General features: G+C 72.9%; 20 protein-coding genes. 4 read left to right on the forward strand and 16 right to left on the reverse strand.

Features of this window, described 5'->3' with window-relative positions; all coding sequences use genetic code 11:
• Nucleotides 1-180: 180 nt before the first annotated feature.
• The 16 genes from ACFWXO_RS36630 to rsmH form a co-directional block, all read right to left on the reverse strand.
• Nucleotides 181-1,527: a DivIVA domain-containing protein gene (locus ACFWXO_RS36630; RefSeq protein WP_380529577.1), complete on the reverse strand. Its 1,347-nt coding sequence runs from the start codon at nt 1,525-1,527 to the stop codon at nt 181-183.
• A 59-nt stretch (nt 1,528-1,586) separates the two neighbouring features.
• The gene (locus tag ACFWXO_RS36635) at nt 1,587-1,868 is read right to left on the reverse strand and encodes a YggT family protein (protein WP_030282903.1); all 282 of its coding nucleotides are present in this window, start codon (nt 1,866-1,868) and stop codon (nt 1,587-1,589) included.
• A gap of 99 nt (nt 1,869-1,967) precedes the next feature.
• On the reverse strand, nt 1,968-2,576 hold the full coding sequence (locus ACFWXO_RS36640; RefSeq protein ID WP_030282899.1) for a cell division protein SepF: 609 nt from the start codon (nt 2,574-2,576) through the stop codon (nt 1,968-1,970).
• A gap of 225 nt (nt 2,577-2,801) precedes the next feature.
• Complete coding sequence (locus ACFWXO_RS36645; protein WP_380529580.1) at nt 2,802-3,590, reverse strand: YggS family pyridoxal phosphate-dependent enzyme; 789 nt, start codon at nt 3,588-3,590, stop codon at nt 2,802-2,804.
• The gene (pgeF, locus tag ACFWXO_RS36650; RefSeq protein WP_375893211.1) at nt 3,590-4,321 is read right to left on the reverse strand and encodes a peptidoglycan editing factor PgeF; all 732 of its coding nucleotides are present in this window, start codon (nt 4,319-4,321) and stop codon (nt 3,590-3,592) included. The genes ACFWXO_RS36645 and pgeF overlap by 1 nt, the downstream gene beginning before the upstream one ends.
• Nucleotides 4,318-5,550: a cell division protein FtsZ gene (gene ftsZ / locus ACFWXO_RS36655; RefSeq protein ID WP_375893213.1), complete on the reverse strand. Its 1,233-nt coding sequence runs from the start codon at nt 5,548-5,550 to the stop codon at nt 4,318-4,320. The genes pgeF and ftsZ overlap by 4 nt, the downstream gene beginning before the upstream one ends.
• Nucleotides 5,551-5,914: 364 nt before the next feature.
• Nucleotides 5,915-6,721: a cell division protein FtsQ/DivIB gene (locus ACFWXO_RS36660; protein ID WP_375893215.1), complete on the reverse strand. Its 807-nt coding sequence runs from the start codon at nt 6,719-6,721 to the stop codon at nt 5,915-5,917.
• Nucleotides 6,714-7,820, reverse strand: coding sequence for an undecaprenyldiphospho-muramoylpentapeptide beta-N-acetylglucosaminyltransferase (gene murG / locus ACFWXO_RS36665; RefSeq protein ID WP_375893216.1), 1,107 nt, complete (start codon nt 7,818-7,820; stop codon nt 6,714-6,716). Before murG ends, ACFWXO_RS36660 begins: the two co-directional genes overlap by 8 nt.
• Nucleotides 7,821-7,826: 6 nt before the next feature.
• Nucleotides 7,827-9,197 carry a putative lipid II flippase FtsW gene (ftsW, locus tag ACFWXO_RS36670; protein WP_375893217.1) on the reverse strand — a complete coding sequence of 457 codons (1,371 nt, stop codon included), beginning with the start codon at nt 9,195-9,197 and terminating at the stop codon, nt 7,827-7,829.
• A gap of 101 nt (nt 9,198-9,298) precedes the next feature.
• Nucleotides 9,299-10,732, reverse strand: coding sequence for a UDP-N-acetylmuramoyl-L-alanine--D-glutamate ligase (gene murD / locus ACFWXO_RS36675; protein ID WP_380529584.1), 1,434 nt, complete (start codon nt 10,730-10,732; stop codon nt 9,299-9,301).
• Complete coding sequence (gene mraY, locus ACFWXO_RS36680) at nt 10,729-11,790, reverse strand: phospho-N-acetylmuramoyl-pentapeptide-transferase (protein WP_350504707.1); 1,062 nt, start codon at nt 11,788-11,790, stop codon at nt 10,729-10,731. The genes murD and mraY overlap by 4 nt, the downstream gene beginning before the upstream one ends.
• Nucleotides 11,790-13,193 (reverse strand): UDP-N-acetylmuramoyl-tripeptide--D-alanyl-D-alanine ligase, encoded by a 1,404-nt coding sequence (gene murF / locus ACFWXO_RS36685; RefSeq protein ID WP_375893221.1) that lies wholly within the window; start codon nt 13,191-13,193, stop codon nt 11,790-11,792. The genes mraY and murF overlap by 1 nt, the downstream gene beginning before the upstream one ends.
• The gene (locus ACFWXO_RS36690; RefSeq protein ID WP_380529587.1) at nt 13,190-14,770 is read right to left on the reverse strand and encodes a UDP-N-acetylmuramoyl-L-alanyl-D-glutamate--2,6-diaminopimelate ligase; all 1,581 of its coding nucleotides are present in this window, start codon (nt 14,768-14,770) and stop codon (nt 13,190-13,192) included. The genes murF and ACFWXO_RS36690 overlap by 4 nt, the downstream gene beginning before the upstream one ends.
• A gap of 93 nt (nt 14,771-14,863) precedes the next feature.
• Nucleotides 14,864-17,143, reverse strand: a complete 2,280-nt coding sequence (locus tag ACFWXO_RS36695; RefSeq protein ID WP_380529589.1) for a penicillin-binding transpeptidase domain-containing protein — start codon at nt 17,141-17,143, stop codon at nt 14,864-14,866.
• Complete coding sequence (locus ACFWXO_RS36700; RefSeq protein ID WP_375893225.1) at nt 17,140-17,679, reverse strand: cell division protein FtsL; 540 nt, start codon at nt 17,677-17,679, stop codon at nt 17,140-17,142. The genes ACFWXO_RS36695 and ACFWXO_RS36700 overlap by 4 nt, the downstream gene beginning before the upstream one ends.
• Nucleotides 17,680-17,810: 131 nt before the next feature.
• Entirely contained in the window at nt 17,811-18,785 is a 975-nt protein-coding gene (gene rsmH / locus ACFWXO_RS36705; RefSeq protein ID WP_380529592.1) for a 16S rRNA (cytosine(1402)-N(4))-methyltransferase RsmH, read from the reverse strand.
• A 540-nt stretch (nt 18,786-19,325) separates the two neighbouring features.
• Between rsmH and ACFWXO_RS36710 the strand changes: the two genes are divergently transcribed.
• The 4 genes from ACFWXO_RS36710 to ACFWXO_RS36725 all read left to right on the forward strand — a co-directional run bounded on the left by ACFWXO_RS36710 (nt 19,326) and on the right by ACFWXO_RS36725 (nt 24,908).
• Entirely contained in the window at nt 19,326-19,868 is a 543-nt protein-coding gene (locus ACFWXO_RS36710) for a beta-class carbonic anhydrase (RefSeq protein ID WP_375893228.1), read from the forward strand.
• 231 nt (nt 19,869-20,099) lie between these two features.
• Entirely contained in the window at nt 20,100-21,146 is a 1,047-nt protein-coding gene (locus tag ACFWXO_RS36715) for an AAA family ATPase (RefSeq protein WP_375893230.1), read from the forward strand.
• Between the two features lies 1 nt (nt 21,147).
• Nucleotides 21,148-22,470 (forward strand): DUF58 domain-containing protein, encoded by a 1,323-nt coding sequence (locus tag ACFWXO_RS36720; protein WP_380529595.1) that lies wholly within the window; start codon nt 21,148-21,150, stop codon nt 22,468-22,470.
• Nucleotides 22,467-24,908: a transglutaminaseTgpA domain-containing protein gene (locus ACFWXO_RS36725; protein ID WP_380529597.1), complete on the forward strand. Its 2,442-nt coding sequence runs from the start codon at nt 22,467-22,469 to the stop codon at nt 24,906-24,908. Before ACFWXO_RS36720 ends, ACFWXO_RS36725 begins: the two co-directional genes overlap by 4 nt.
• The last annotated feature ends 94 nt before the right edge of the window (nt 24,909-25,002 follow it).

Below are 25,002 nucleotides of genomic sequence, written 5' to 3' on the forward strand. Positions count from 1 at the left end.
CACGCAATCTGTTTTTTTTTGTGGTTTGGGGGGTGGTTTTTTGTGAATAACCCCCCCCCCCACCCCCCCCCCACCCACCCCCCCCCCCCCCCGCCCCCCCCACCCCCCACACAAAGAGGGCGCCCCCTCCCCGACCCGAAGGTCGAAAAGGGGACGCCCTCAAAGAGCCCGGCTACAACCTCAGTTGTCGCCGTCCTCGTCGATCAGGAAGCCCCGCATCGGCGCCGGAGCCTGCTGCATCGGCTGCGGCGGCTGCGGCCGCACGGCCGCCATCGGCTGGGTCATCCCGGCCGGCTGCATCTGCGGCGCACCGGTGTTCCCACCCTGCTGCCCGCCGAAGCTCGGCGCCGGCGGGTTCCCACCGAAGGAGCTCTGCCCCCCGAACGACGGCGAGTTGCCACCGAACGACGGCTGGTTCCCACCGAACGACGGCGCGGAGCCCATCGACCCGGCACCGGCCGGAGCCATCGACGACGCCGCCGGCGGCAGCGACGCGGTGGCGGGGATCCGCGGCGGGGCGAGCGAGTCGTCGGCCTGCGACTCCAGCTGGCGCAGCTGGGTCTCCAGGTACGACTTCAGTCGCGTGCGGTACTCGCGCTCGAACGCCCGCAGGTCCTCGACCTTGCGCTCCAGCGTGGCCCGCGCGGACTCCAGCGACCCCATCGCGACGCGGTGCTTCTCCTGCGCGTCCCGCTCCAGGGCGTCGGCCTTGGCCCGGGCGTCGCGCTCCAGACCCTCGGCCCGGCTGCGCGCCTCGCCGACGATCTTGTTGGCCTCGGAGCGGGCCTCGGAGATCGCCTGGTCGGCGGTCTGCTGGGCGAGCGCCAGCACACGCGCGGCGCTGTCACCGCCCGGGCCCTGCTGCTGCTGCATCGGGCCGCCGAGCGGGCCGCCCATCGGCTGCATCTGCTGCTGCTGGCCCATGCCCTGGCCCATCGGCTGCATCTGCTGCTGCTGGCCCATGCCCTGGCCCATCGGGTTGCCCATCTGCTGCGGGCCACCGGGACCGCCCATGGGCTGGAGCATCTGACCGCCCATCGGCTGGACCAGCTGCTGCTGGCCGCCCATGGTCTGGCCCATCTGCTGGGGACCGCCGGGGCCCATCCCGCCACCCGGGCCGGCCGGGAGCTGCGGCGCACCGGACGGCAGGCCGAGGGGCTGGTTGCCCATCTGCTGCTGCTGCGGACCACCCGGACCCATCTGCTGCGGGCCGCCGGGGCCCATCTGCTGCGGGCCGCCCGGACCCTGCTGGCCGGGGACCGGCGGGCCGGATATGGCGGCCGGGACGGGAGCGGCCGGACGCTGGGCGTCCTGCGGCGGCTCCTTCCGCATGTTGGCCTGGTTCTGCGCGGCGGCACGAGTCGCGGCGGCCAGCTTGGCCCGCAGGTCCTCGTTCTCCCGGAGGAGGCGGGTCAGCTCCGCCTCGACCTCGTCGAGGAAGGCATCGACCTCGTCCTCGTCATAGCCTTCACGCAGGCGGACGGTCGTGAACTGCTTGTTCCGAACGTCCTCGGGGGTCAATGGCATCTCTTCACCTCAACGTGATCGTCGGCACACCGGCATCCTGTCGCATCGCTCACCTACGACTAGGGGTGCACAAGCGAGATCAGGACATACACAATGATCATCAGTACGAAGAAGGACAGGTCGAGCGCCACGCCCCCGAAACGCAACGGCGGAATGAACCGCCGAAGAAGCTTGAGCGGCGGATCCGTGACAGTGTACGTGGCCTCCAGGACCAGGACCATGGCCTTGCCCGGCCGCCACGAACGCGCGAACTGGAAGACCCAGTCCATGACCAGTCGCACGAGCAGGAACACCAGGAAGACGGTCAGGGCGTAGTAGAGCACCGCCCACACGATGTCCATCGCGTTTTCCCTCTCCCCGGTTCCGGGCCCTGGGGCCCACCGCTCGTCACCTGTCGCCAACCACTGTTGATCAGATCCACACGTAAAGTCGTGGCCGGGTCAGCTCTGGTTGAAGAACCCACCCTCGGCGATCCGAGCCTTGTCCTCCGCCGTGACATCGACGTTAGCAGGCGACAGCAGGAACACCTTCTGTGTCACGCGCTCGATACTGCCGTGCAGACCGAAGACGAGTCCAGCGGCGAAGTCTACGAGCCGCTTGGCATCCGTGTCGTCCATCTCGGTCAGATTCATGATCACGGGGGTCCCGCCGCGGAACTGTTCCCCGATGGTACGGGCCTCGTTGTAGGTCCGGGGGTGCAGCGTGGTGATGCGGTAGGGCTCTCGTTCGTTCACGACCTTGGGCATGATCACCGGGGCGCTCTTCTCCAGGTTGTGGCGGCGTTCGGGTGTGATGGACGACACGGGGGCCATCCTCGGGGTCTCCTGCCGGATCGGCACCGCGGCCGGGACCGGCTGCGGGGTGATCGAGGAGACCGGGGCGGGCGCGGGGGCGGCTGCCGGCCGGGGGATGTCCTCGGTCCGCTGCCCCGTGCGGATCGGCTCGGGGTCCGCGTCGTAGTCGTCGTCGGGGTCGTACCCCTGGCCGTCGTACGTCTCGTCCTCCACGAGGCCGAGGTAGACCGCCATCTTGCGCATTGCGCCGGCCATGCTCCTGTCTCCTCCGCTTGTGGTGGACCGTCCCCGGTGGCCGGGCCACAGAGGGCCCCGCCCGCGGATTTCCGCGATCCCCCACGACGGCGCGTCAGGTCGACAACCTGTCAGAGTACGTGGAGTGGGGGCCGCGGAGCTGCGATCCACGGTTGGCTAGCACTTCGGAAAGCTGCTAGCTTCTGTCCTATTTTGTCCTGCAGTCTGATCTACTACCCGGTGACGTTACCCGAGGGGTGACCTCACTCCGAGTACCGCCGTTCCGACGCGTACATGTGTCGCTCCGGCGGCAATCGCCTGCTCAAGGTCGCCGCTCATGCCTGCGGAGACCATGGTGGCAGCCGGATGGGCCGCCCGTACGGCGGTTGCGATTTCCGCCAGCCGCTCGAAGGCCCGGACCGGGTCGCCGGCCAGCGGACCGGCCAGCGGAGCGACCGTCATCACACCGTCCAGGCGCAGCCCGGGCGTGTCGGCGATCGCGTCGGTGAGTTCGGCGACGTCCTCGGGGGCGACCCCGGCCCGGTGCGCGCCCTCCCCGTGCTCCTTGTCCAGTGCCACCTGCACCAGGCAGCCCAGTTCCGGGCGTTCGGACTTGAGCACGGCCGCCGAGAGCGACTCGACGAGCCGCAGCCGGTCCACCGAGTGCACGTGGTTCGCGTAGCGGACCACGGAGCGGACCTTGTTGGTCTGGAGCTGGCCGACGAAGTGCCAGCTGAGAGGAAGGTTTCTGCACTGCTCCGCCTTGGGAGCGGCGTCCTGGTCGCGGTTCTCCGCGACGTCCGTCACACCCAGTCCGGCCAGCAGCGCGCTGTCCTCGGCCGGGTAGGTCTTGGTGACGACGATCAGGCTGACGTCCTCGCGCGGGCGTCCGGCGGCCGCACAGGCGTCCGCGATCCGGCGCTCGACCACGTCGAGGTTGGCCCCGAGCTGCTCGTACCGGGCCCGCTGGCCCTCCGTCAGGGCCTCCGAGAACTGCCCGCCGCCAGGGAACGGCCCGTAGATGTCGTTCGTCATCAGTGATCAGAGTCCAACCAGACGTAGCTCGCGAGCCGACCCGTGCGCTGCTCGCGGCGATAGGAGAAGTGATCGGCGGATTCGAGGGTGCAGACCGGTGAGCGCACCAGTTCGGTGACCCCGGCCGCGGCCAGTTGGGCGGCGACCCCCTCCGGCACGTCCAGCGCCGGGGTTCCCCACGAAGTCTCGGCGAAGGCCGCCGGGACGACCTCGGCGACCTCGGCGCGCAGCCCGGGCGGCACCTCGTAGCAGCGGCCGCAGACCGCGGGGCCGGTGGCGGCGGTGATCCGCGCCGGTTCGGCCCCCAGTTCGACCATCGCCCGCACGACCGCGGGCACCACTCCGGCCGCCAGCCCGGGCCGGCCCGCGTGGGCCGCGCCCACCACGCCTGCCACCGGGTCGGCCAGCAGCACCGGGGTGCAGTCCGCGGTCAGCACCGCGAGCACGAGCGGGCGGTCGGTGACCACCGCGTCCACCGTCGGGGCCTGCCCGAGCGGCTGGCGCTGCGTCACCACGGCGACCTCGGCGCCGTGCACCTGGTTCATCCAGACCACGTCGGCCGGGTCGAGCCCCAGCTCCCGGGCCGCGACGGCCCGGTTCTCCCGGACCGCCTCCGGGTCGTCGCCCACCGCGCCGCCGAGGTTCAGCTCCCCGTACGGCGAAGTGCTCACCCCGCCCCACCGATCGGTGAAGGCGAAGTGAGCACCAGCGCGAACCGCGTGATCGATCACTTAAGGAAGTCCGGCACGTCGAGTTCCTCGGCCGGGCTCTCCACGAAGGGCTGGCGGGCGGGCTGGACCTGCGGCGGCACCGGGGCGGCGGCGGTCGTGGTGGCCGAGGTCTCGGCCGAACGCGACGGGGCGGCCGCGGCCTCCCCCTCCGAACGGGACGTCACCGAGCCGATGGTCCCGTAGGACGGACGGCCGACCGGGCGCTCCGGAGCGGCCGGCGGGGTCGCCGGAGCGGCGGGGGTGGTGGACTTCACCACCGGGTCGCGGACGATCGCCGGCGGCTGGCCGCCGTCGAAGCCGGCCGCGATGACGGTGACCCGCACCTCGTCGCCGAGCGCGTCGTCGATGACCGCACCGAAGATGATGTTGGCCTCGGGGTGGGCGGCCTCGCTGACCAGCTGGGCCGACTCGTTGATCTCGAACAGGCCGAGGTCGGAGCCGCCCGAGATGGACAGCAGCACGCCGCGGGCGCCGTCGATCGAGGCCTCTAGCAGCGGCGAGGAGATCGCCATCACGGCGGCGGCCTTGGCGCGGTCCTCACCACGGGCCGAACCGATGCCCATGAGCGCCGAACCGGCCTCCGACATGACGGACTTGACGTCGGCGAAGTCGAGGTTGATCAGGCCCGGGGTGGTGATCAGGTCGGTGATGCCCTGGACACCGGAGAGCAGGACCTGGTCGGCCGAGCGGAACGCGTCGAGCACGCTGACCTGGCGGTCCGAGATGGACAGCAGCCGGTCGTTGGGGATCACGATGAGGGTGTCGACCTCTTCGCGCAGGGAGGCGATGCCGTCCTCGGCCTGGTTGGCCCGGCGGCGGCCCTCGAAGGTGAACGGACGGGTGACCACGCCGATGGTCAGGGCGCCCAGCGAGCGGGCGATGTTGGCGACGACGGGCGCGCCGCCCGTGCCCGTGCCACCGCCCTCGCCGGCGGTGACGAAGACCATGTCGGCCCCCTTGAGGACCTCCTCGATCTCCTCGCGGTGGTCCTCGGCGGCCTTGCGGCCGACCTCGGGGTTGGCGCCGGCGCCGAGGCCCCGGGTGAGTTCACGGCCCACATCGAGCTTGACGTCGGCGTCGCTCATGAGGAGGGCCTGCGCATCGGTGTTGATCGCGATGAACTCGACGCCCTTGAGACCGACCTCGATCATCCGGTTGATGGCGTTGACACCACCGCCGCCGATTCCGACGACCTTGATGACTGCGAGGTAGTTCTGCGGTGCTGCCACGTCGAAGGCCTCTCGCCTCGAATTTCCGGGTCGACCCGCCCCGACGGGGGGCCGTGTCGACGGATGTCGATGGGTAGGGAGCCTGGTTTCTGACTGAATGTCCGAAATGCCGACCGCCGACCCCAACCCTAAACTTGACCTTTAGGGTTAGTTCTGTGCCCCCGTCACATCACCAATGGACACAGTCTGGTGACACAGGACACTAGGTGGCTCCGGGCACGCGTTTCAACGAACACGCCGAGCTTCCCTTTTTCTTTTGAGCCTATGTGATCATCGGCCGGCAATGGAAACCGGGGGTGACCACCAAGGGTCGGGCCGACACTCCGCAGCGTCAACCCCTCCCTCCGGCACAGAATCTAGCGGATCAGCCGGACACCGCCGGCGCCTCCGGCGCCGTCACGTCGAAGTTGGTGCCCTTCTGCTTCATCAGCGCGAGCAGCACCCGGGCCTTCCGGTCGGTCTGCTCCGGGCTCCCCCAGCGCACCGTCGCACCCCCGCTGAGCTGCAGTTCGATGTCGTCGTAGGAGTGCACCAGGACCGATCCGGCCCGCTTGGCGATCTCCGGCGGGAGTCCGGCGGCCACCGCCACCGCACCCTGCACCAACTGTCCCCGGGAGATCACCCCGTCCACGTCCTTCGCAGGCTGACTGAGCCGCAGTTCCACCACCGGCACGCCCGCCGGCGGGGCCGCCTCGGTGGCGAAGCTCACGCCTGCGGCGTCCACCTGGGTGAACTGACCGTCATCCCCCTTGACGGCGGCGGCCGCCGTCCGCTGCACCACCTTGACCTGCAGGGTGTGCGGCCAGCCCCGCCAGACCTCGGCCTTCGCCACCCGGGGGAGCGCCTCCACCCGCCGGCGGACGCCGTCCAGGTCGACCCGGGCCAGCGGGCCGTCGGCGACCCCGCCGACGGCCGCGCGGACCTGGTCCGGCGTCAGCTTCTCGTCCGCGGCACCCTGGACGGCGACGTCGCGCACGTCCAGCAGCGAGGAGAAGAACACCACCCAGGCCAGCGCGCCCAGCACCGCGGCGCCGAGCGCGCTCAGCACCACGACGCCCCGCCGGGAGAGCCGGAGGCGGGGAGCGGACTCCTCGTCCCCGAACTCGTCCTCCTCGTGGGAGCGCCCCCGGCCGGCGGCCGGGGGCGAGCCGGCGGGCCGGCCGTCAACCACGACGGCGACCGCCCCGGTGGGCCTGGATCGCCTCGTACACCATGCCGACCAGCAGGTCGTCCGCGTCCCGGCGGCCGAACTCGGCGGCGGCCCGGCTCATGTCCCACAGCCGCTGCGGGTCGGTGAGCACCGGCAGCACGTTCTGCAGCACCCAGTCCGAGGTCAGCTCGGCGTCGTCCACCAGCAGACCGCCGCCGGCCTTGACCATCGGCTGGGCGTTCAGCCGCTGCTCGCCGTTGCCGATCGGCAGCGGCACGAAGGCGGCGGGCAGGCCGACTGCGGCCAGCTCGGCGACGGTCATCGCGCCGGCCCGGCAGAGCATCAGGTCGGCGGCCGCGTAGGCGAGGTCCATCCGGTCGATGTACGGCACCGGGCGGTACGGCGGCATCCCGGGGACGTCGGCGACCTGCGGCAGCTCGTTCTTCGGGCCGACCGCGTGCAGGATCTGCACGCCGTACTGCTGCAGCCGCGGGGCGATCGCGGTGATCGTCTCGTTGAGCCGGCGCGCGCCCTGGGAGCCGCCGGAGACCAGCAGGGTGGGCAGTCGCTGGTCGAGGCCGAAGTACTGGCGGGCCTCCGGCCGGGTGGCGTTGCGGTCCAGGGTGGCGATGGTCCGGCGCAGCGGGATGCCGATGTACCGGGAGTCGCGCAGCTTGCTGTCCGGGGTGGAGACCGCGACGAAGTCGGTGTAGCGGGCGCCGATCTTGTTGGCCAGGCCGGGGCGGGCGTTGGCCTCGTGCACCACGATCGGCACGCCGGCCCGCTTGGCGGCCAGGTAGGCGGGCATCGCGACGTAGCCGCCGAAGCCGACCACGGCGTCCGCGTTGACCCGCTCGATGATCTCCTGGGCGGCCCGCACGGTGCCGCGCAGCCGGCCGGGGACGGTGATCAGCTCGGGGGTGGGCTTGCGGGGCAGCGGCACGGCCGGGATGAGCTCCAGCTGGTAGCCGCGCTCGGGTACCAGTCGGGTCTCCAGCCCCTTCTCGGTGCCCAGGGCGGTGATCCCGATGGACGGGTCGTGCCTGCGGAGTGCGTCCGCGAGGGCCAGGGCCGGCTCGATGTGACCGGCGGTCCCCCCGCCGGCGAGTACGACATGCACCGAAATTCACCGCTCCCTGCGTGCCGGTCCGGGGACCGGGCGCGCTGTGGTTCGTCGTCGTGGCAGCACCCGGGCCAGTCGCTTCCTGATCCGGGAGTTCTTGTTCCGGGCGGCCAGGGCCGCCTTCGCACCCGAGGAGCTGCGTGCCAGGCACAGCAGCACCCCGATCGCGGACATGGCCGACAGCATGGCGGAACCGCCGTAGGAGAACAGCGGGAGCGGGACGCCCGCGATGGGCAGCAGTCCCAGCGCCGACCCCAGGTTGATCATGGCCTGCGCCATGATCCAGGTGGTGGCGGCTCCCGCGGCGTACCTGACGAAGGGGTCCTTCGTACCGATGGCCACACGGATACCCGCGTAGCCTAGTGCCGCGAAGAGGCCGATCACCGACAGCGTCCCCACCAGACCGAGTTCCTCGCCGGTCGCGGCGAAGATGAAGTCGGTGTGCGCCTCCGGCAGCTGGCCCCACTTCTCCACGCCGGCGCCGAGGCCGGTGCCGAAGCCGCCGCCGAGCGCGAACGAGTAGACGCCGTGCAGCGCCTGGAAGCAGGCGCCGTCCGGGTCCAGCTTGGTGACGCCGATGCAGCCCAGGCGCTCGGCCCGGTGCGGCACGGTGATCACCAGGGCGGTGCAGACCACGACCGCCACCCCGAGGGTGGCCACGAACAGCCGCAGCGGTGCGCCGACCATCCAGAGCAGCGCGAACACCATGGCCACCAGGATCATCGAGGTGCCCATGTCACCGCCGATCATGATCAGCGCGAGCAGCAGCAGGGCGCCGGGCACCAGCGGGACCAGCAGGTGCTTCCAGGTGGTGAGGGTGCCGGCCTTCTGCTTGCGGGCGAGCAGGTCGGCGCCCCAGAGGACCAGCGCGAGCTTGGCGAACTCGGAGGGCTGGAACTGGAAGAACCCGAAGTCCAGCCAGTTCTGGTTGCCGTTGATCCGCACGCCGATGCCGGGCACCGCGACCAGCGCGAGGGCGCCGATCACCCCGAACATCACCGGGTAGACGATCACCCGCAGCACCGCCACCGGGACGGAGGCGAAGCCGGCCAGCAGGACCAGCCCGAGGATGGCCGCGATCAGCTGCTTGAGGAAGTAGTACTGCGCGGTGTGGTGCTGGTTCAGCGCCAGGATCTGCGAGGCCGAGAAGACCATCATCAGGCCGAGCACGACCAGCAGCAGGGTCGTGCCGACGATCAGCAGGTACGGCGTGAGCGGCCGGTCCAGCCAGTAGCGGACGCGGGCCCGGAAGGCCTGCAACCGCCCCAGCGGACCGGCCGACTTGTACTTGGTCGTGGTGGCGGAGATCACTCGCCACGGCTCGGCGGTGTCCTGCTTCGTGCCGCCGGAATCCGCCCTGCCCTGCCCCGCCACTGCCCGCTCCCACTCTCTGAGGCCCGTTCGCCTCCGGGCCGCCCCGACCCGGCGCCGACGGTCGTCGGCGCGGCCCTTCGGCCCGGTCTCCAGGGGCCCGACTACGCGCCCGCCAGCTCCCGGACGGCCGCCGCGAACAGGTCGCCGCGCTCGCCGTAGTTGGTGAACATGTCCATCGAGGCGCAGGCCGGGGCCAGCAGCACTGTGTCACCCGATCGGGCGAGCGTCGCGGCCGTTCGAACGGCCTCGGTCATCGCCACCGCGCCAGTCTGGCCCTCGGCCGCCTCGATCACCGGCACATCCGGAGCGTGTCGCTCCAGCGCCGCGCGGATCAGCGCCCGGTCCTGCCCGATCAGCACGACCGCGCGCAGCCGCTCGGCCGCGCCCTGGACCAGGTCGTCGAAGGTCGCGCCCTTGGCCAGTCCCCCGGCGATCCAGACGATCGGCCAGTAGGCGGCCAGCGAGGCCGCCGCGGCGTGGGTGTTGGTGGCCTTGGAATCGTCGATGTACGTGACCTCGCGGACCGTACCGACCTCGGCGATCCGGTGGGCGTCCGGGCGGAAGGCCCGCAGGCCCTCCCGGACGGCCTTCGGGTCGACCCCGTACGACCGGGCCAGCGCCGCCGCGGCCAGCGCGTTGGCGATGTTGTGCGGGGCCGGCGGGTTGACGTCCTCGACGGCGCCCAGCTCGGCCGCGTTCTTGGCCCGGTCCTCGACGAAGGCGCGGTCCACCAGCAGTCCGTCCACCACGCCGAAGTTCGACGGGCTCGGCGCGCCGAGGCCGAAGCCGATCGCCCGGCAGCCCTCCTCGACGTCGGCCTCCATGACCAGCGCCTCGGTGGCCGGGTCGGCCAGGTTGTACACGCAGGCCACCACGTTGCCCTCGTAGATCCGGCCCTTGTCGGCGGCGTACGCCTCCATCGAGCCGTGCCAGTCGAGGTGGTCCGGGGCCAGGTTGAGCACGGCCGCCGAGTACGGGCGCAGCGAGGGCGCCCAGTGCAGCTGGTAGCTGGAGAGCTCGACGGCGAGCACGTCGTACGGCTCCTCGGCGAGCACCGCGTCCAGCACCGAGACCCCGACGTTGCCGACGGCGGCGGTGCGCTTGCCGGCCGCGGTGAGGATCGAGGCGAGCATCTGGACGGTGGTGGTCTTGCCGTTGGTGCCGGTCACGGCCAGCCAGGGGGCGGGCTCGCCGGTGCCCGGCAGCGGCTTGCGCAGCCGCCAGGCCAGCTCGACGTCGCCCCAGACCGGCACGCCGGCCGCCGCGGCGGCGGCGAACAGCGGGCTGTCGGGGGCCCAGCCGGGCGAGGTGACGATCAGTGCGGTGCCCTCGGGCAGGCTCGCGCCGTCGCCCAGGCGCACCGCGACGCCCACCGCCTCCAGCTCGGCGGCGCGGGCCCGCAGGCCCTCGCCGCTGCCGCCGTCGACCACGGTGACGCTCGCGCCGAGCCCCTTCAGGACGCGCGCGGCGCTGATGCCCGAGACGCCGAGGCCGGCGACCACCACGGGCAGGTTCACAAAGTCAGGATTCGTCATCCGGTCCGGTATCCCGCGTAGAAGAGGCCGAGGCCGACGGCCACGCACAGGCCCTGGATGATCCAGAAGCGGACCACGACCAGGACCTCGCTCCAGCCCTTGAGTTCGAAGTGGTGCTGCAGTGGTGCCATCTTGAAGACGCGCTTGCCGGTCATCCGGAAGGAGCCGACCTGGATGATCACCGACAGCGTGATGATCATGAAGAGGCCGCCGAGCAGGATCAGCAGCAGCTCGGTGCGCGAGCAGATCGCCAGACCGGCCAGGGCGCCGCCGAGGGCGAGCGAGCCGGTGTCACCCATGAAGATCTTGGCGGGCGAGGTGTTCCACCAGAGGAAGCCGAAGCAGGAGCCCATCAGGGCGGAGGCCACCACCGCGAGGTCCAGTGGGTCCCGGACGTCGTAGCAGGCGCCGGTGGCGGAGATGAAGTAGGCGCAGCTCTGGGTGTACTCCCAGACGCCGATGAAGGTGTAGGCGCCGAAGGCCATCACCGAGGCGCCGGTGGCCAGACCGTCCAGGCCGTCCGTCAGGTTCACGCCGTTGGAGGTCGCCGCGATCATGAAGTACGCGAAGATGACGAACAGCACTGGGCCGATCGACCACTTGAAGTCGCGCACGAAGGACAGCGACTGGGAGGCCGGGCTGAGCCCGCGGTCGTCGTGGAACTGCAGCGCCAGGACGGCGAACACCAGACCGACGATGGACTGGCCGGCCAGCTTCGCCTTCGCCCGCAGGCCGAGCGAACGGCGCTTGACGACCTTGATGTAGTCGTCCAGGAAGCCGACCAGGCCCAGGCCCGCGGTCAGGAAGAGCACCAGCAGCCCGGAGGCGGTCGGGCTGTCGCCCGTTATCGCCTTCGTGGCGAAGTACGCGATCAGGGTCGCCAGGATGAAGGCGATGCCGCCCATGGTGGGCGTGCCCTTCTTGCTGTGGTGCGCCTTGGGGCCGTCGTCACGGATGTACTGGCCGTAGCCGCCCCGTGCGAGCAGCTTGATCAGGGCGGGCGTGCCGACCAGCGAGAGGATCAGGCCGATCATCCCGGAGAAGAGGATCTGCTTCATCATCGGGCAGCACCGTCCGCCAGGAGGGCCTCGGCCACCTTCTCCAGCCCCACCGAACGGGACGCCTTCACCAGGACCACATCCCCCGGCCGAAGCTGACTGCGCAGCAGTTCGACCGCCGCGTCCGCGTCGGACACCAGCACCGACTCCTCACCCCACGAACCTTCGTTCCTCGCACCGAGTTCCATGCAGGCCGCCTCGCGTCCACCCACCGCCACCAGCTTGGTGACGTCGAGTCGGACGGCGAGCCGCCCGATGGCGTCGTGCTCGGCCAGGCTCTCCTCGCCGAGCTCCCGCATCTCGCCGAGCACCGCCCAGGTACGGCGGCGCTCCGGACCGCGGCCGCCGATCGAGACCAGCGCCCGCAGCGCGGCCCGCATCGAGTCGGGGTTCGCGTTGTAGGCGTCGTTGACGACGGTGACACCATCGGCCCGGTCGACGACCTCCATGCGCCAGCGGGACAGCGCACCCGCTTCGCCCAGGGCTGCCGCGGTGTCGTCGACGGTCATCCCGAGCTCCGTCGCCACCGCGGCGGCGGCGAGGGCGTTCGAGACGTGGTGCTCACCGTACAGGCGCAGTTGTACGGGTGCGGAACCGGCCGGGGTGGTGAGCGTGAACGATGGCCGCCCGGTGGCGTCCAGGCGAACGTCGGTCGCCCGGACGTGGGCGTCCGGGGACTCCCCGAACAGGACCACCTTCGCCCTGGTGCGCGACGCCATGGCGCGCACCAGCCGGTCGTCCGCGTTCAGGATCGCGGCGCCGTCGGCGGGCAGCGCCTCGACCAGCTCGCCCTTGGCCTCGGCGATCGCCTCCTGGGAGCCGAACTCGCCGACGTGGGCGGTGCCGACGTTGAGCACCAGGCCGATCCGCGGCGGGGTGATCGAGGTGAGGTACTCGATGTCGCCCTTGTGCCGGGCGCCCATCTCCATGACCAGGTGCCGGGTGCCCTCCTCGACCCGCAGCGCGGTCATCGGGTGGCCGATCTCGTTGTTCAGCGAGCCGGGCGGGAAGACCGTCTCGCCGTGGCGCTGGAGCAGCTGGGCGATCAGGTCCTTGGTGCTGGTCTTGCCGGCCGAGCCGGTCAGCGCGACCACCGTGGTGCCCTCGGCACGGGCGACCACGGTGCGGGCCAGCCTGCCGAGGGCCTCCACCACACTGTCGACCAGGACGGCGGGCACGCCGACCGGGCGGGAGGCCAGCACCGCGACGGCGCCGGCCTCGACCGCGGTGGCCGCGTAGTCGTGGCCGTCCACGTGCTCGCCGACGAAGGCCGCGAACAGGCCGCCGGGGCTCACCTTCCGCGAGTCGACCTCGACCGGGCCGGTGACCAGGGTGTCCGGGGCGGCGCCGTCCAGGGTGCCGCCGACGGCGGCGGCCACCTCGGCGAGGGTCAGTGCGATCACTGCTGCTCTACTCCTCGGTCGCCCCGGTCGGCCGTGGTCCGCGCGATCGAGCTCCGTCGGATCTCCTCGTGCAGCACCTCCCGGTCGTCGAAGGGGCGGATCTCGTCTCGAACATATTGGCCGAGCTCGTGGCCCTTGCCGGCCACCAGCACGGTGTCCCCGGCCCGGGCGCGGGTGACCGCGAGCCGGATCGCCTCCGCCCGGTCGGGGACGACCAGGACGTCCCCGCGCTCGGCCTCGGGCACCGCGGCGGCGCCGGTCAGCATGCTGGCGAGGATCGCCAGCGGGTCCTCGCTGCGCGGGTTGTCACTGGTCAGCAGGGCGGTGTCGGCGAGCCGGGCGGCGATCGCGCCCATCGGACCGCGCTTGTGCGGGTCGCGGTCGCCGCCGCAGCCGACCACGACGTGCAGCCGGCCCTTGGTGACCTCGCGCAGCGAGGCCAGGACGGCCTGGAGGGCGTCCGGCTTGTGGGCGTAGTCCACCACGGCGACGAACGGCTGCCCGCCGTCCACCCGCTCCAGCCGGCCCGGCACGCCGGGGACGGCGGCGATCCCGGCCACCGCCCGCTCCAGCGGCAGCCCGGCGGCGACCAGCACGGTGATCGCGGCCAGCGCGTTGGCGACGTTGAACGGGCCGGGCAGCGGGACGGAGGCGTCCGCCCCGGCGCCGTCCGGACCGACCACCCGGAAGGTGGAGCCGATCGGGCCGAGCTGGACGTCCACGGCCCGCCAGTGGGCCCCGGCGTCGCCGGTCGCGGAGAAGGTGGTCACCGGGATCTTGGCCTCGGCGGCGAGCCGGCGGCCGTACTCGTCGTCCAGGTTGACCACGCCCTGGCGGGACTTGCCGGGCTGGAAGAGCCGGGCCTTCGCCTGGAAGTAGTCCTCCATGTCCGGGTGGAAGTCGAGGTGCTCGGGGGTGAGGTTGTTGAACAGCGCGACGTCGTACGCCACCCCGTCGGTGCGGCCGAAGACCAGGGCGTGGCTGGAGACCTCCATGGTCACCGCGTCCGCGCCGCGCTCGGCCATCACGCCGAGGATCGCGTGCAGGTCGGTGGCCTCGGGGGTGGTCCGCTCGCTCTTGATCCGCTCCTCGCCGACCCGCATCTCGACGGTGCCGATCACGCCCGGGAGCCGCCCGGCGCCGCGCAGACCGCCCTCGACCAGGTACGAGGTGGTGGTCTTGCCGTTGGTGCCGGTCAGTCCGATCATCAGCAGCCGCTCGGACGGGTGGCCGTAGACGATCGCGGCCAGCTCGCCCATCCGGGCCCGCGGCCGGTCGACGACCAGCAGCGGCAGGCCCGAGGGCGCGGCCAGCTCGGCGCCGGCCGGGTCGGTCAGCACGGCCACCGCGCCGGCCGCCGCGGCCTGGCCTGCGAAGGCCGCGCCGTGGTGGTTGGCGCCCGGGAAGGCCACGTACACGTCGCCCGGGCGCACCGCGCGGGAGTCGTGGGTGACACCGGTGACGGCGGCGCCCTCGACGGGCGGCAGGCCCAGCCGGGAGGCCAGCTCGGCGAGCGGCAGGGCGGCGGTCCCGGTCGGGCGGGGCGGACTCACGGTGGTTTGATCGGGTTTCGGCACGGCGCGAAGGCTATCCGCCGAAGGGTGCCCAGGGCCAAACCGGCCCTTCGCCGCGCCGTCGTCCGCACCGGCCCGCTGGTTGCTCATCCTCGTTCACGGCTTCCACTCGACGGCCAGGTTCGGCGCCTGGCTCCCGCTCGGCGGGACCTGCATGGTTTTCAGGGTGAACTCCATCACCTGCTTGAACACCGGCCCGCACAGCTGGCCGCCGAAGTGCCCGTTGACCGGGCCCTGGAGGGTGCAGGAGACGGTGTAGCGGGGGGCGTCGGCGGGCGCGAAGCCGATGAAGGAGGCGGTGTAGCCGTCGTAGCCCTTGCCGTCGGCGGCCCCCCGGTTGGCGGTGCCGGTCTTCCCGGCGACCCGGTAGCCGGGGATCGCGGCCTTGCCGCCGGTCCCCTGCTCGTCGTCGACGACCGACTCCAGCATCGAGGTGAGGGTCTTGGCGGTCTGCTCGCTGACCACCCGGGTCTGCTCGCCCGCCGGGGTCGGGGCGTACTTGCCGTCCGGCCCGGTGATCCCCTGGACGATGCTGGGCGCGACCCGCACCCCGCCGTTGGCGATGGTCGAGTACACCGAGGTGGCCTGGAGCGCGTTCATCTGCAACGGGCCCTGGCCGAAGGCGATGTTGTACTTCTCCGAGGCGACCAGGTCCTCCGGCTTCTTGAGCTTGCCCGCGGTCTCCCCCGGGAAGTTCACACCGGTCGGCTGGGCCACCCCGAACTTGCGCATGTAGCCGTCCAGGATCTGGTTGGCCTTCAGCTGGTCGCCGTCGCCGAGCGTCTCGATCGCTTCGATGGTCCCGATGTTGGAGGACTTGGCGAGCACCCCGGCCAGGGTCAGGTACCAGGTGCCGTGCACGACGTCGTCCCTGAACTCCTGCCCGGCCCGGATCAGCGGGTAGGGCACCGTCACCTTGGTGTCCCAGTTCGCCTTGCCGGTGTCCAGCACGGCGGCCAGGCTCATCAGCTTGGCGGTGCTGCCCGGCTCGTACGCGTCCACCAGGGCCGGGTTGCCCATCTGGGACTGCTTGGCGAGGCTCAGGTCGTTGGGGTTGAAGCCGGGCGCGGAGGCCATCGCGATGACCTGGCCGGTCTTCACGTCCTGGACCACCACGTAGCCCTTCTCCGCGCCGGAGTTGGCCACCTGGTCGGTGATCGCCCGCTGGGCGGCCCACTGGATGTCCCGGTTGATGGTCAGCTTGATGTCGCTGCCGGACACCGCCGGGTCCATCGAGCCCCCGGCGGTGGGCACCAGCCGCCCGCCCGCCTGGGCGTAGCTGCTGTGGCCGTCCTTGCCGGCCAGCTGCTTCTGGTACTGCAGCTCCAGCCCGCCCGCGCCCTCGCCCTCGCCGTTGACGAAGCCGACCAGGTTGGCGGCCAGCCCCTCGGCCGGGTAGATCCGCTTCTGGGTCTCCCGGTTGAACACCCCGGCCAGCGGGTTGGCGCACTCGTTGTCCACCCGGGTGCGCCCGCCCTGGTCGGCCGGCTTGCCGAGCAGCTTCTTCTGGGCCTGGCAGGCGCGTGTGCCGGCCTTCTTCTCCAGGCCCGTCTTGAGGTCGCTGATCTGGGTCTTGGCGGCCGGGGTCTGCTGCGCGGCGAGCCGCTTGTAGCGGGTCTTCGGGGTGTGCAGGTCGGCGGCGATCTTCTCCTTGGCCACGCCGAGGATCGGCGACAGCAGCGCGGCCGCCTGCTCGGGCGCGTCCGGGATGCCGGTCGCCTCGGGGGTGAACATCGCCGGGTCGGCGGTGATGTCGTACGCGTCCACGGTCGCCGCGAGGGCGACGCCGTCGGAGGACGTTATCGAGCCGCGCTCGGCGGTGATCGGGATGTTCTGGTAGCGGTTGGTGTTCGCGTCGGCGGCCAGCGCGTCGGCGTCGACCAGCTGGAGCTGCACCAGGCGCCCGGCGAAGACCGAGAACACCAGCGACAGCACCACGGTGATCACCCGCAGCCGGCGCTTCGGCTCGGCCAGCCGCAGCGCCTTGGGGCGGTGCGGCAGCCTGGGCTTCGGGCGCGGCCGCACGGCCGCCTGGCTGCGGGCCGGCGGACGGCCCTCCGGGCGGCGCTGCTGCGGCGCCCGCGGGGTACGGCCGACGGAGGCGGACCGGGTGGGCTGCGCCTTGGCCGACTGGCCGCGCGCGGGCTGGCCCTTGGCCGGCTGGGCCTTCGGGCTCTGCGCCTTCGGCGACTGGGCCTTCGCGGGCTGGACCTTCGCTGGCTGGACCTTGCCGGACTGGCCGCGGACGGCCTGCCCCTTCGCGGGCTGGCCGCGCCCGGCCACCGGCCTGGCCGTACCGCTGCGCGGCGGCTGGCGGCGGGCGGAGCCGGACCCCGAGCCCGACCCCGAGCCGGAGGGCTGGCGAGGTGTCGTCATCGGGTACCACCCCCGTGCTGGGCCGGCGCGCTCGTCACCGGGTTGAGCTGGATCACCGAGTCGCCGGCCGAGGCCGCCGGGGTCGGCGGCGCCGAGGGGCTCGGCTGGGCCGGGGGCTGGGCGCTCGGCGAGCCGGACGGCTGTCCGGAGGGCTGCGCCGGGGCGGCGCTCTGCGCGCCCGGCGCGGGCTTGGTCGGCCACGGGTCGACCGTCGACTTCTTCACCGGCGGGCTGTCCTGCGCCGGGCCGGGCGTGCCGACCACCTTGCCGCCGTTCGGCACGTCCAGGAAGGCCATCCCGCCGGCCGGGACCATGCCCAGCTCGCCGGCCCGCTTGGCCAGCGCGTCCGGGGCCGAGCTCTGGTCGATCTCGTGCTGGAGGCTCTGCTGCTCGTCGGTCGCCTTGGTGGTCTGCTTCTGCAGCCGGGACAGTTCGAAGGAGCCCTCGTTGAGCGCCGTGTTCAGCGCCAGCAGGCCGAGCAGCCCCGCCGCCAGCAGCACCACCACGAGCACCGCGAACGGCGTGCGCCCCCGCACGGGGCGCCGCCCCGGCCGGACCGTGATGCGTGCCCTGCCCTGTCCGGGGAGTCCTCCCCGCCCCGCCCGGACCTCACCGGCCACCGGCCCCACCGTTCTCCTCCGCCCTTCGGACCCCGCCGGAGCCTTCCTCAGCCCCGCTTGCTTCGGTCCCTGATCCTCTCCGCCACCCGCAGCCGCACGGGCGCGGCGCGCCGGTTCTCCTCGATCTCCTCCTCGGTGGCCTGCTCGGCACCGCGGGTGATCAGTTTGAGCCAGGGCTGGTGCTCCTCCGGGACGAAGGGGAGCCCCGGCGGGGCGGTGCTGGTCGCTCCGGCGGCGAAGTACTGCTTCACCAGCCGGTCCTCCAGCGACTGGTACGACATCACCGCGATCCGGCCGCCCAGCGCCAGGACGTCCAGCGCCCCCGGGATCGCCCGGTCCAGGACCTCCAGCTCACCGTTGACCTCGATCCGCAGCGCCTGGAACGTCCGCTTGGCCGGGTTCCCGCCGGTCCGGCGGGTCGCCGCCGGAATGGCGTTGCGCACCAGATCGACCAGACGCGCGCTGTTGGTGAACGGTTCCTTCTCCCGCTCCCGCAGGATGACCGAGGCGATCTTCCCGGCGAACCGCTCCTCCCCGTACACCTTGAGGATCCGGGCCAGGTCGCCGTGGCCGTAGGTGTTCAGCACCTCCGCCGCGCTGATCCCCCGGGTCTGGTCCATCCGCATGTCCAGCGGCGCGTCCTGGGCGTAGGCGAAACCGCGGTCGGCCTCGTCCAGCTGCATCGAGGAGACGCCGAGGTCGAACAGGACGCCGTCGATCCGGTCGATGTCCAGGCGCTCCAGCACCTCGGGGATCTCGTCGTACACCGCGTGCACCAGCGTGGCCCGGTCGCCGAAGGGGGCCAGCCGCTCGCCGGACAGCTTCAACGCCTGCGGGTCGCGGTCCACCGCGACCAGCCGGACCTCCGGGAACTGGGTCAGCAGCGCCTCGCTGTGGCCGCCGAGGCCCAGGGTCGCGTCGACCACCACGGCACCGGGGCGGGAGATCGCCGGCGCCAGCGCGTCCATGCACCGCTGCAGCATCACCGGAACGTGCTTGGGACCCGGTTCGTTGGTGGTCATGCGCGGCGGCGCCCTTCCTCGGTGCGGAGCAGCCCGACGATCCGGGAGCTCCGACCATTCTCGCCCACCACCCGCCGGCACGACGACGCGGCCCGTGGTCCCCGCCCGCTCGAGGGGAAGGTCGTGACCGCCCGGCGCCGGGGAAGGTGCGCCAGGTGGACACGGAGCGGGTGGAGGCCACGAGCCGCATCGGCCGGGCCGCACACCGTTCGGCACGGCCCGGTTGACGGGCTCCGAGGGGTGTGCTCCAACGCGCCGCAACTCTATCGCGGCGGCCCCGCCAGTCAATGGTCCGCTCCGGCGCACCACCCGGGCGGCGGTACGGATCACCGCAGGTCGCGGCCGTCGGAGCGGCCCGGTGGGGTCCCGGCCGACAGCCCCCGGCGACCGGCGCGCGCCCCGTCGAGCGACCGGGTACGAACCCGTCCCCGGACCGGCCCGGACGGACCCTCCGGTTGTCGCTATGCACTCGCTCACGGCGGTGCGTTCTGTAGCTCTCCGCCCCACCGCGCGGCCCCGGACGGCACTAACGTCGCCACCATGACCGTGACCCCCGACCGGCCGACGCCGAACGCCGCCGCCGACCCCGCCGGACCCACCATCATCGACCGCTTCGTGGCGGCCAACCGCGAGTACGCGGTGGACTTCCGCGACGGCGGCATGGACGCCCGCCCCGTCCAGCGGATCGCCGTGGTGGCCTGTATGGACGCCCGGCTCGACCTCTTCGCGGCGCTCGGCCTCGCCCTGGGCGACGCCCACGTCATCCGCAACGCCGGCGGCGTCGTCACCGACGACACCATCCGGTCCCTGACCATCAGCCAGCGCGCCCTGGGCACCCGCTCGATCGCGCTGATCCACCACACCGGCTGCGGACTGCTCGGCCTGACCGAGGACTTCCGCCGCGAGCTGGAGCTGGAGGTGGGGCAGCGCCCGCAGTGGGCGGTGGAGGCCTTCGTCGACCTGGACGGCGACGTCCGCCAGTCCATGCAGCGGGTGCGCACCTCCCCGTTCCTGCCGTACACCGACGACGTCCGCGGCTTCGTCTTCGACGTCCACACCGGGCTGCTGCGCGAGATCCGCTGACCGGAGCCCGCCCGCTCTCATTCGGCGAGGGCCGAATGGTGACTTCTGACCGCCGAACGGGGGAGAATGCGCCTGCCGGTCGGACCCCGAACCACCTGGGGCGGCCGGGCCGCAGGCCGCCCACCGGCGCCGGATCCTCGTTCGGAACCGCCCCCGGGACGGCCGCGTCAAGCATGGGGTGGGGTCCGGCCTCGGGTGAGGCGGGCACGGTGTGCCAGGGAGCGTAAACGGGTGACGAGCTACAACGATCAGGCCGGTCTCGGCAGTCCTGCGGGGGGCGAGCAGAGGGCGAACGGGTACCGTCCGGTCGGGCTCCCGGAGCTCGCGGCGGTCGTGGACCGGGTCCGCGCCAACATCGAGAGCGTGATCGAGGGGAAGCCCGAGGCCGTCCGGATCGCCCTGACCGTCCTGCTCGCCGAGGGCCACCTGCTGCTGGAGGACGTGCCCGGCGTCGGCAAGACCATGCTGGCCAAGGCGCTCGCCAAGTCCGTGGACTGCACCGTGCGCCGCATCCAGTTCACCCCCGACCTGCTGCCCTCGGACGTCACCGGCACCAACATCTACGACCAGCAGCAGCACGACTTCGAGTTCCGCCCGGGCGCGATCTTCGCCCAGATCGTGGTCGGCGACGAGATCAACCGCGCCTCGCCGAAGACCCAGTCCGCGCTGCTGGAGTCGATGGAGGAGCGCCAGGTCACCATCGACGGCACCAGCTACGAGCTGCCCTCGCCGTTCATGGTCGTGGCCACCCAGAACCCGGTCGAGATGGAGGGCACCTACCCCCTCCCGGAGGCCCAGCGGGACCGCTTCATGGCCCGGGTCTCGATCGGCTACCCCAGTCCCGAGGCCGAGTTCGCGATGCTCGACGTGCACGCCGGTGCCAACCCGCTGGCCGACCTCCAGCCGGTCGCGCACGCCGCCGACATCCTCAAGCTGGTCGAGCTGGTCCGCACCGTGCACATCGCCGACCCGGTCCGCCGCTACGCCGTCGACCTGGTCGGCGCCACCCGCACCAGCCCCGAACTGCGGCTGGGCGCCTCGCCGCGCGCCACCCTGCACCTGGTCCGGGCCGCCCGCGCCGCCGCCGCGCTGGACGGGCGCGACTACGTCACCCCGGACGACATCCAGCGGCTGGCCGTCCCGGTCCTGGCGCACCGCCTGATGCCGACCGCCGAGACCCAGCTCGGCCGCCGCACCGCCGAGCAGATCGTGACCGACCTGGTCGCCCGGCTGCCGCTGCCCCGGCCGCAGGGCGGCCCGGCCGTCCGGAGGGGCTGAGGTGGCCTCATCCGACGGAACGGGCGGGCTGCGGGCCGGACTGCACGGCCTCACCACCCGGGGCCGCTCCTTCCTCGCGGCCGGTCTGACCGCGGTGGTCTGCGCCTACCTGCTCGACCAGGACGCGCTGCTGCGGGTCGGCGTCCTGCTCACCGCCCTGCCGCTGGCCGCCGCCGCGGTGGTCGCCAACACCCGGTACCGGGTGGCCAGCGGACGCCGGCTCAGCCCGCACCGGGCGATCGCCGGCCAGGAGGCCCGCGTCCACCTGCGGGTGGACAACGTCTCCCGGGTGCCCACCGGGCTGCTGCTCCTGGAGGACAAGGTCCCGTACGTGCTCGGGCCGCGGCCGCGGTTCGTGCTCGACCGGGTCGAGCCGCGCGGCTTCCGCGAGGTCTCCTACCGGGTCCGCTCCGACCTGCGCGGCCGCTACCTGCTCGGGCCGCTGCAGCTGCGGCTGTCCGACCCGTTCGGGATGTGCGAGGTCAACCGCGCCTTCGCCGCCTCCGACGTGCTCACCGTCGTCCCGCAGGTCCTGGCGCTGCCGCAGGTGCGGCTCCGCGGCGAGTGGATCGGCCAGGGCGAGAGCCACGCCCGCACCCTGGCGCTGGCCGGCGACGACGACGTGATCCTGCGCGAGTACCGGCCCGGCGACGACCTGCGCCGGGTGCACTGGCGCTCCACCGCCCGGTACGGCGAGCTGATGGTGCGCCGCGAGGAGCAGCCGCAGAAGGCCCGCGCCACCGTCCTGCTGGACACCCGCGAGGTGGCCCACCGGGGCAGCGGCCCCGCCTCCTCCTTCGAGTGGGCGGTCAGCTGCGCCGCCTCCGTCGCCGTGCACCTGCTGGAGCGCGGCTACCAGACCCAGCTGCTCACCGACACCGGGCACTGGGTGCCCGGGCCCGGCAGCGGCGGCCACAACGTCGCCGCCGACACCTCCGGGCTGATCCTGGACGCCCTCGCGGTCGCCGACCTGTCGGACGGCGCCGGGCTGTCCCGCGCCGAGGAGCCGCTGCGGGCCGCCGGCGAGGGTCTGCTGGTGGCCGTCCTCGGCGACCTGGACGCGGCGCAGGCCACCCGGCTGGCCCGGCTGCGCGGCCGCACCGGCGGGGCGATCGCCTTCCTGCTCGACACCGGCACCTGGGCCGGTGTGCGGATGCTCGCCCCCGACACCGGCGGCGACGAGTTCCGCGAGCGGGTCCGGGAGCTGCGCGCGGCCGGCTGGACGGTCCTGCCGGTCCGGGCGGGCGACTCCGTGCCGGACCTGTGGCGGTCCGCCGACGGCGCCAAGACCACCGCCCCCTACCGAGATGAGGCCGGCGCGTGACCACCCGGGCCAAACTGACCGTTTACTCGGCGCTGGCCACCGCCCTCGCCTCGCTGTGCCTGCTGCCGCTGCTGACCATCCGCAGCTGGCTCACCTACGCCTTCCTGGTGATCGCCGTGATCTCGGCGGTCGGCGCCGGCCTGCGCCGCTCCCCGCTGTACCGCTGGTCGGTCCCGGTGGCCCAGGTGCTGGTGCTGCTCCTGCTGATGCTGCTCGGCTTCGCCGGGTCCGGGCTGACCGGCGGGGTGCTGCCCGGGGCGCCCGCGATGCGGATGCTCAGCCAGGTCTTCTCCGCCGGTCTGGACGACATCAGCCAGTACGCCCTCCCGGCGCCGCCGACCGCGGGCCTGCGGCTGATCCTGGTCTCCTCGGTCGGCCTGATCGCCGTGCTGGTGGACACCATCGCGGTGACCTACCGGCGCTCGGCGCTGGCCGGGCTGCCGCTGCTGGCGCTGTACTCGATCGGCAACGGCGTCGCCGGGGACCACGGCAGCTGGGTCTGGTTCGGCTTCGCCTCGGCCGGCTACCTGCTGCTGCTGTTCGCCGAGGGCGAGGACCGGGTCTCCCGCTGGGGCCGGGTCTTCCGCGGCAGCGCGCGCGGCACGGTCACCTCCAGCCGGATCAGCCAGGGCGGCCAGCAGGTCGGCGTCCTGGCGCTGGCCTTGGCCCTGCTGCTGCCGGTCTTCCTGCCGCGCTGGGACCTCGGGCTGCTGGACTCGGGCTCGTCCGGCGGGTCGTCCGGGCACGGCGCCGCCGGGAGCGTGGCCACCAGCCTCGACCCGCTGGTCAGCCTGGAGGCGGCGATCAGCAAGCCGTCCGACAACGAGCTGCTCACCTACACCCTGGAGAGCGACCTCGCCGACCAGACCTACCTGCGCACCGGCTCGCTGGACCAGTTCGACGGCACCAACTGGAAGCTCGGCAGCACGGTGGTCAGCGACCTCCCGGCCACCCTGCCCACTCCCGAGGGCCTGCGGGTCACCAACGTCCCCCGGATCGAGGGCGACTTCCAGATCAGCAACGGCCTGCAGAACAGCTGGCTGCCGATGCCGTACCCGGCCGCCTCCGTCCAGGTCCCCAACCGCAACGAGTGGAAGCTCGACCCGATCACCCGTACCGTCCTGCCGACCAACGACAAGGCGATCAGCGGCCTGCGCTACCACGTCAGCACGCTGGACCTGCGGCCCACCGCGGACGAGCTGCGCACCGCGCCGCTCGCCCCGCAGGACATCCGGGACCGCTACACCGCCGTCCCGTCCGACCTGCCGGCCGTGGTCGCCGAGCAGGCCAGGGCGGTCACCGCCAACGCGCGCAGCGACTACGACCGGGCGACGGCGCTGGTGAACTTCTTCACCGGCCCGGGGTTCAAGTACGACACCTCGGTCGAGGGCGGCACCGGCAGCAACGCGATCGCGGTCTTCCTGCGCGACCGCCGCGGCTTCTGCGTGCACTTCGCCTCCACCATGGCGGCGATGGCCCGGGTGCTGAAGATCCCGGCCCGGGTCGCGGTCGGCTTCACCCCCGGCGACAACAAGGGCGACAACGTCTACTCGGTCAGCGGCCGGATGTACCACGCCTGGCCCGAGCTGTACTTCTCCGGCTACGGCTGGATGCGCTTCGAGCCGACCCCGAGCCGGGGCGTCCCGGCCCGCTACAGCGAGGCGTCCAGCGCCCCGACCACGGCGCCCTCCCAGGCGCCGACCGCCGCGGCGACCAGCTCGGCCGCCGTCCCGGCGCCGTCCCAGAGCTCCGACTGCACCGCCAAGCAGCGCCAGCTGGGCGACTGCGGGTCCAAGGGCAAGGCGGCCGGCCGGACCGCCGACGAGTCCTGGCTGCTGTCCGGCCAGGTGCTCGGCACCCTGGCCGTCGTGGTGGTGCTGATCGCGCTGCTGCTCGTACCGATGTTCTGGCGGACCGCCGTACGACGCCGCCGGCTCGGCGGCGGCGGGCGGCGCCGGCCCGGCGGGGACGGCCCGGGCGAGCTCACCGACGCCCAGGTGCTGGCCGCCTGGGACGAGCTGGTGGATTCCGCCTGGGACGTCGGAATTCCCCCGGACGAGTCACGCACCCCGCGCTCGGCCGCCCGGCGGATCACCGAGACGGCGGACCTGGACGCGGACGCGGCGGCCGCCGCCGGACGGCTGGCGCTGGCCACCGAGCGGGTGCTCTACGCCCCGGCCGGGCAGGTCACCACGGCCCCGCTGGCCGCCGACGTCCGCACCGCCCGGCGGGCCCTGTGGGCCGGGGCCGGCCGGGCCGGGCGGCTGCGGGCCCTGCTGCTGCCGCCGTCCTCGGCCCAGCTGTGGTGGCGGACCTCCGACACGGCGCGGGCGGCCCGGGCCGCCGTGGCCACCCGGGCGGGCCGGGCCGCCGAGGCGGTCGCCGGTCCGGTGCGACGGCTGACCGGCCGGCGCAAGGGGTCCACCCCGGAGTCCTGAGGCAACGCGAGAGCCGGGGGGGGGGGGGGGGTGTGGTGGGGGTCAGCGGCAGGTGCGACGCGGAGGGGGGAGGAGAACTCTCAGGAGCTCGAGC

This window comes from Kitasatospora sp. NPDC059088, from assembly GCF_042738155.1.
Classification (GTDB): Bacteria; Actinomycetota; Actinomycetes; order Streptomycetales; family Streptomycetaceae; genus Kitasatospora.

Coding starts and splice junctions, on each gene's coding strand:
- ACFWXO_RS36645 (WP_380529580.1), bottom strand. CDS start 3,590: ATGACGAACGACATCTACGGGCCGTTCCCTGGCGGCGGGCAGTTCTCG.
- ACFWXO_RS36630 (WP_380529577.1), bottom strand. CDS start 1,527: ATGCCATTGACCCCCGAGGACGTTCGGAACAAGCAGTTCACGACCGTC.
- murD (WP_380529584.1), bottom strand. CDS start 10,732: ATGACGAATCCTGACTTTGTGAACCTGCCCGTGGTGGTCGCCGGCCTC.
- ACFWXO_RS36640 (WP_030282899.1), bottom strand. CDS start 2,576: ATGGCCGGCGCAATGCGCAAGATGGCGGTCTACCTCGGCCTCGTGGAG.
- ACFWXO_RS36710 (WP_375893228.1), top strand. CDS start 19,326: ATGACCGTGACCCCCGACCGGCCGACGCCGAACGCCGCCGCCGACCCC.
- mraY (WP_350504707.1), bottom strand. CDS start 11,790: ATGAAGCAGATCCTCTTCTCCGGGATGATCGGCCTGATCCTCTCGCTG.
- ACFWXO_RS36635 (WP_030282903.1), bottom strand. CDS start 1,868: ATGGACATCGTGTGGGCGGTGCTCTACTACGCCCTGACCGTCTTCCTG.
- rsmH (WP_380529592.1), bottom strand. CDS start 18,785: ATGACCACCAACGAACCGGGTCCCAAGCACGTTCCGGTGATGCTGCAG.
- ACFWXO_RS36695 (WP_380529589.1), bottom strand. CDS start 17,143: ATGACGACACCTCGCCAGCCCTCCGGCTCGGGGTCGGGCTCGGGGTCC.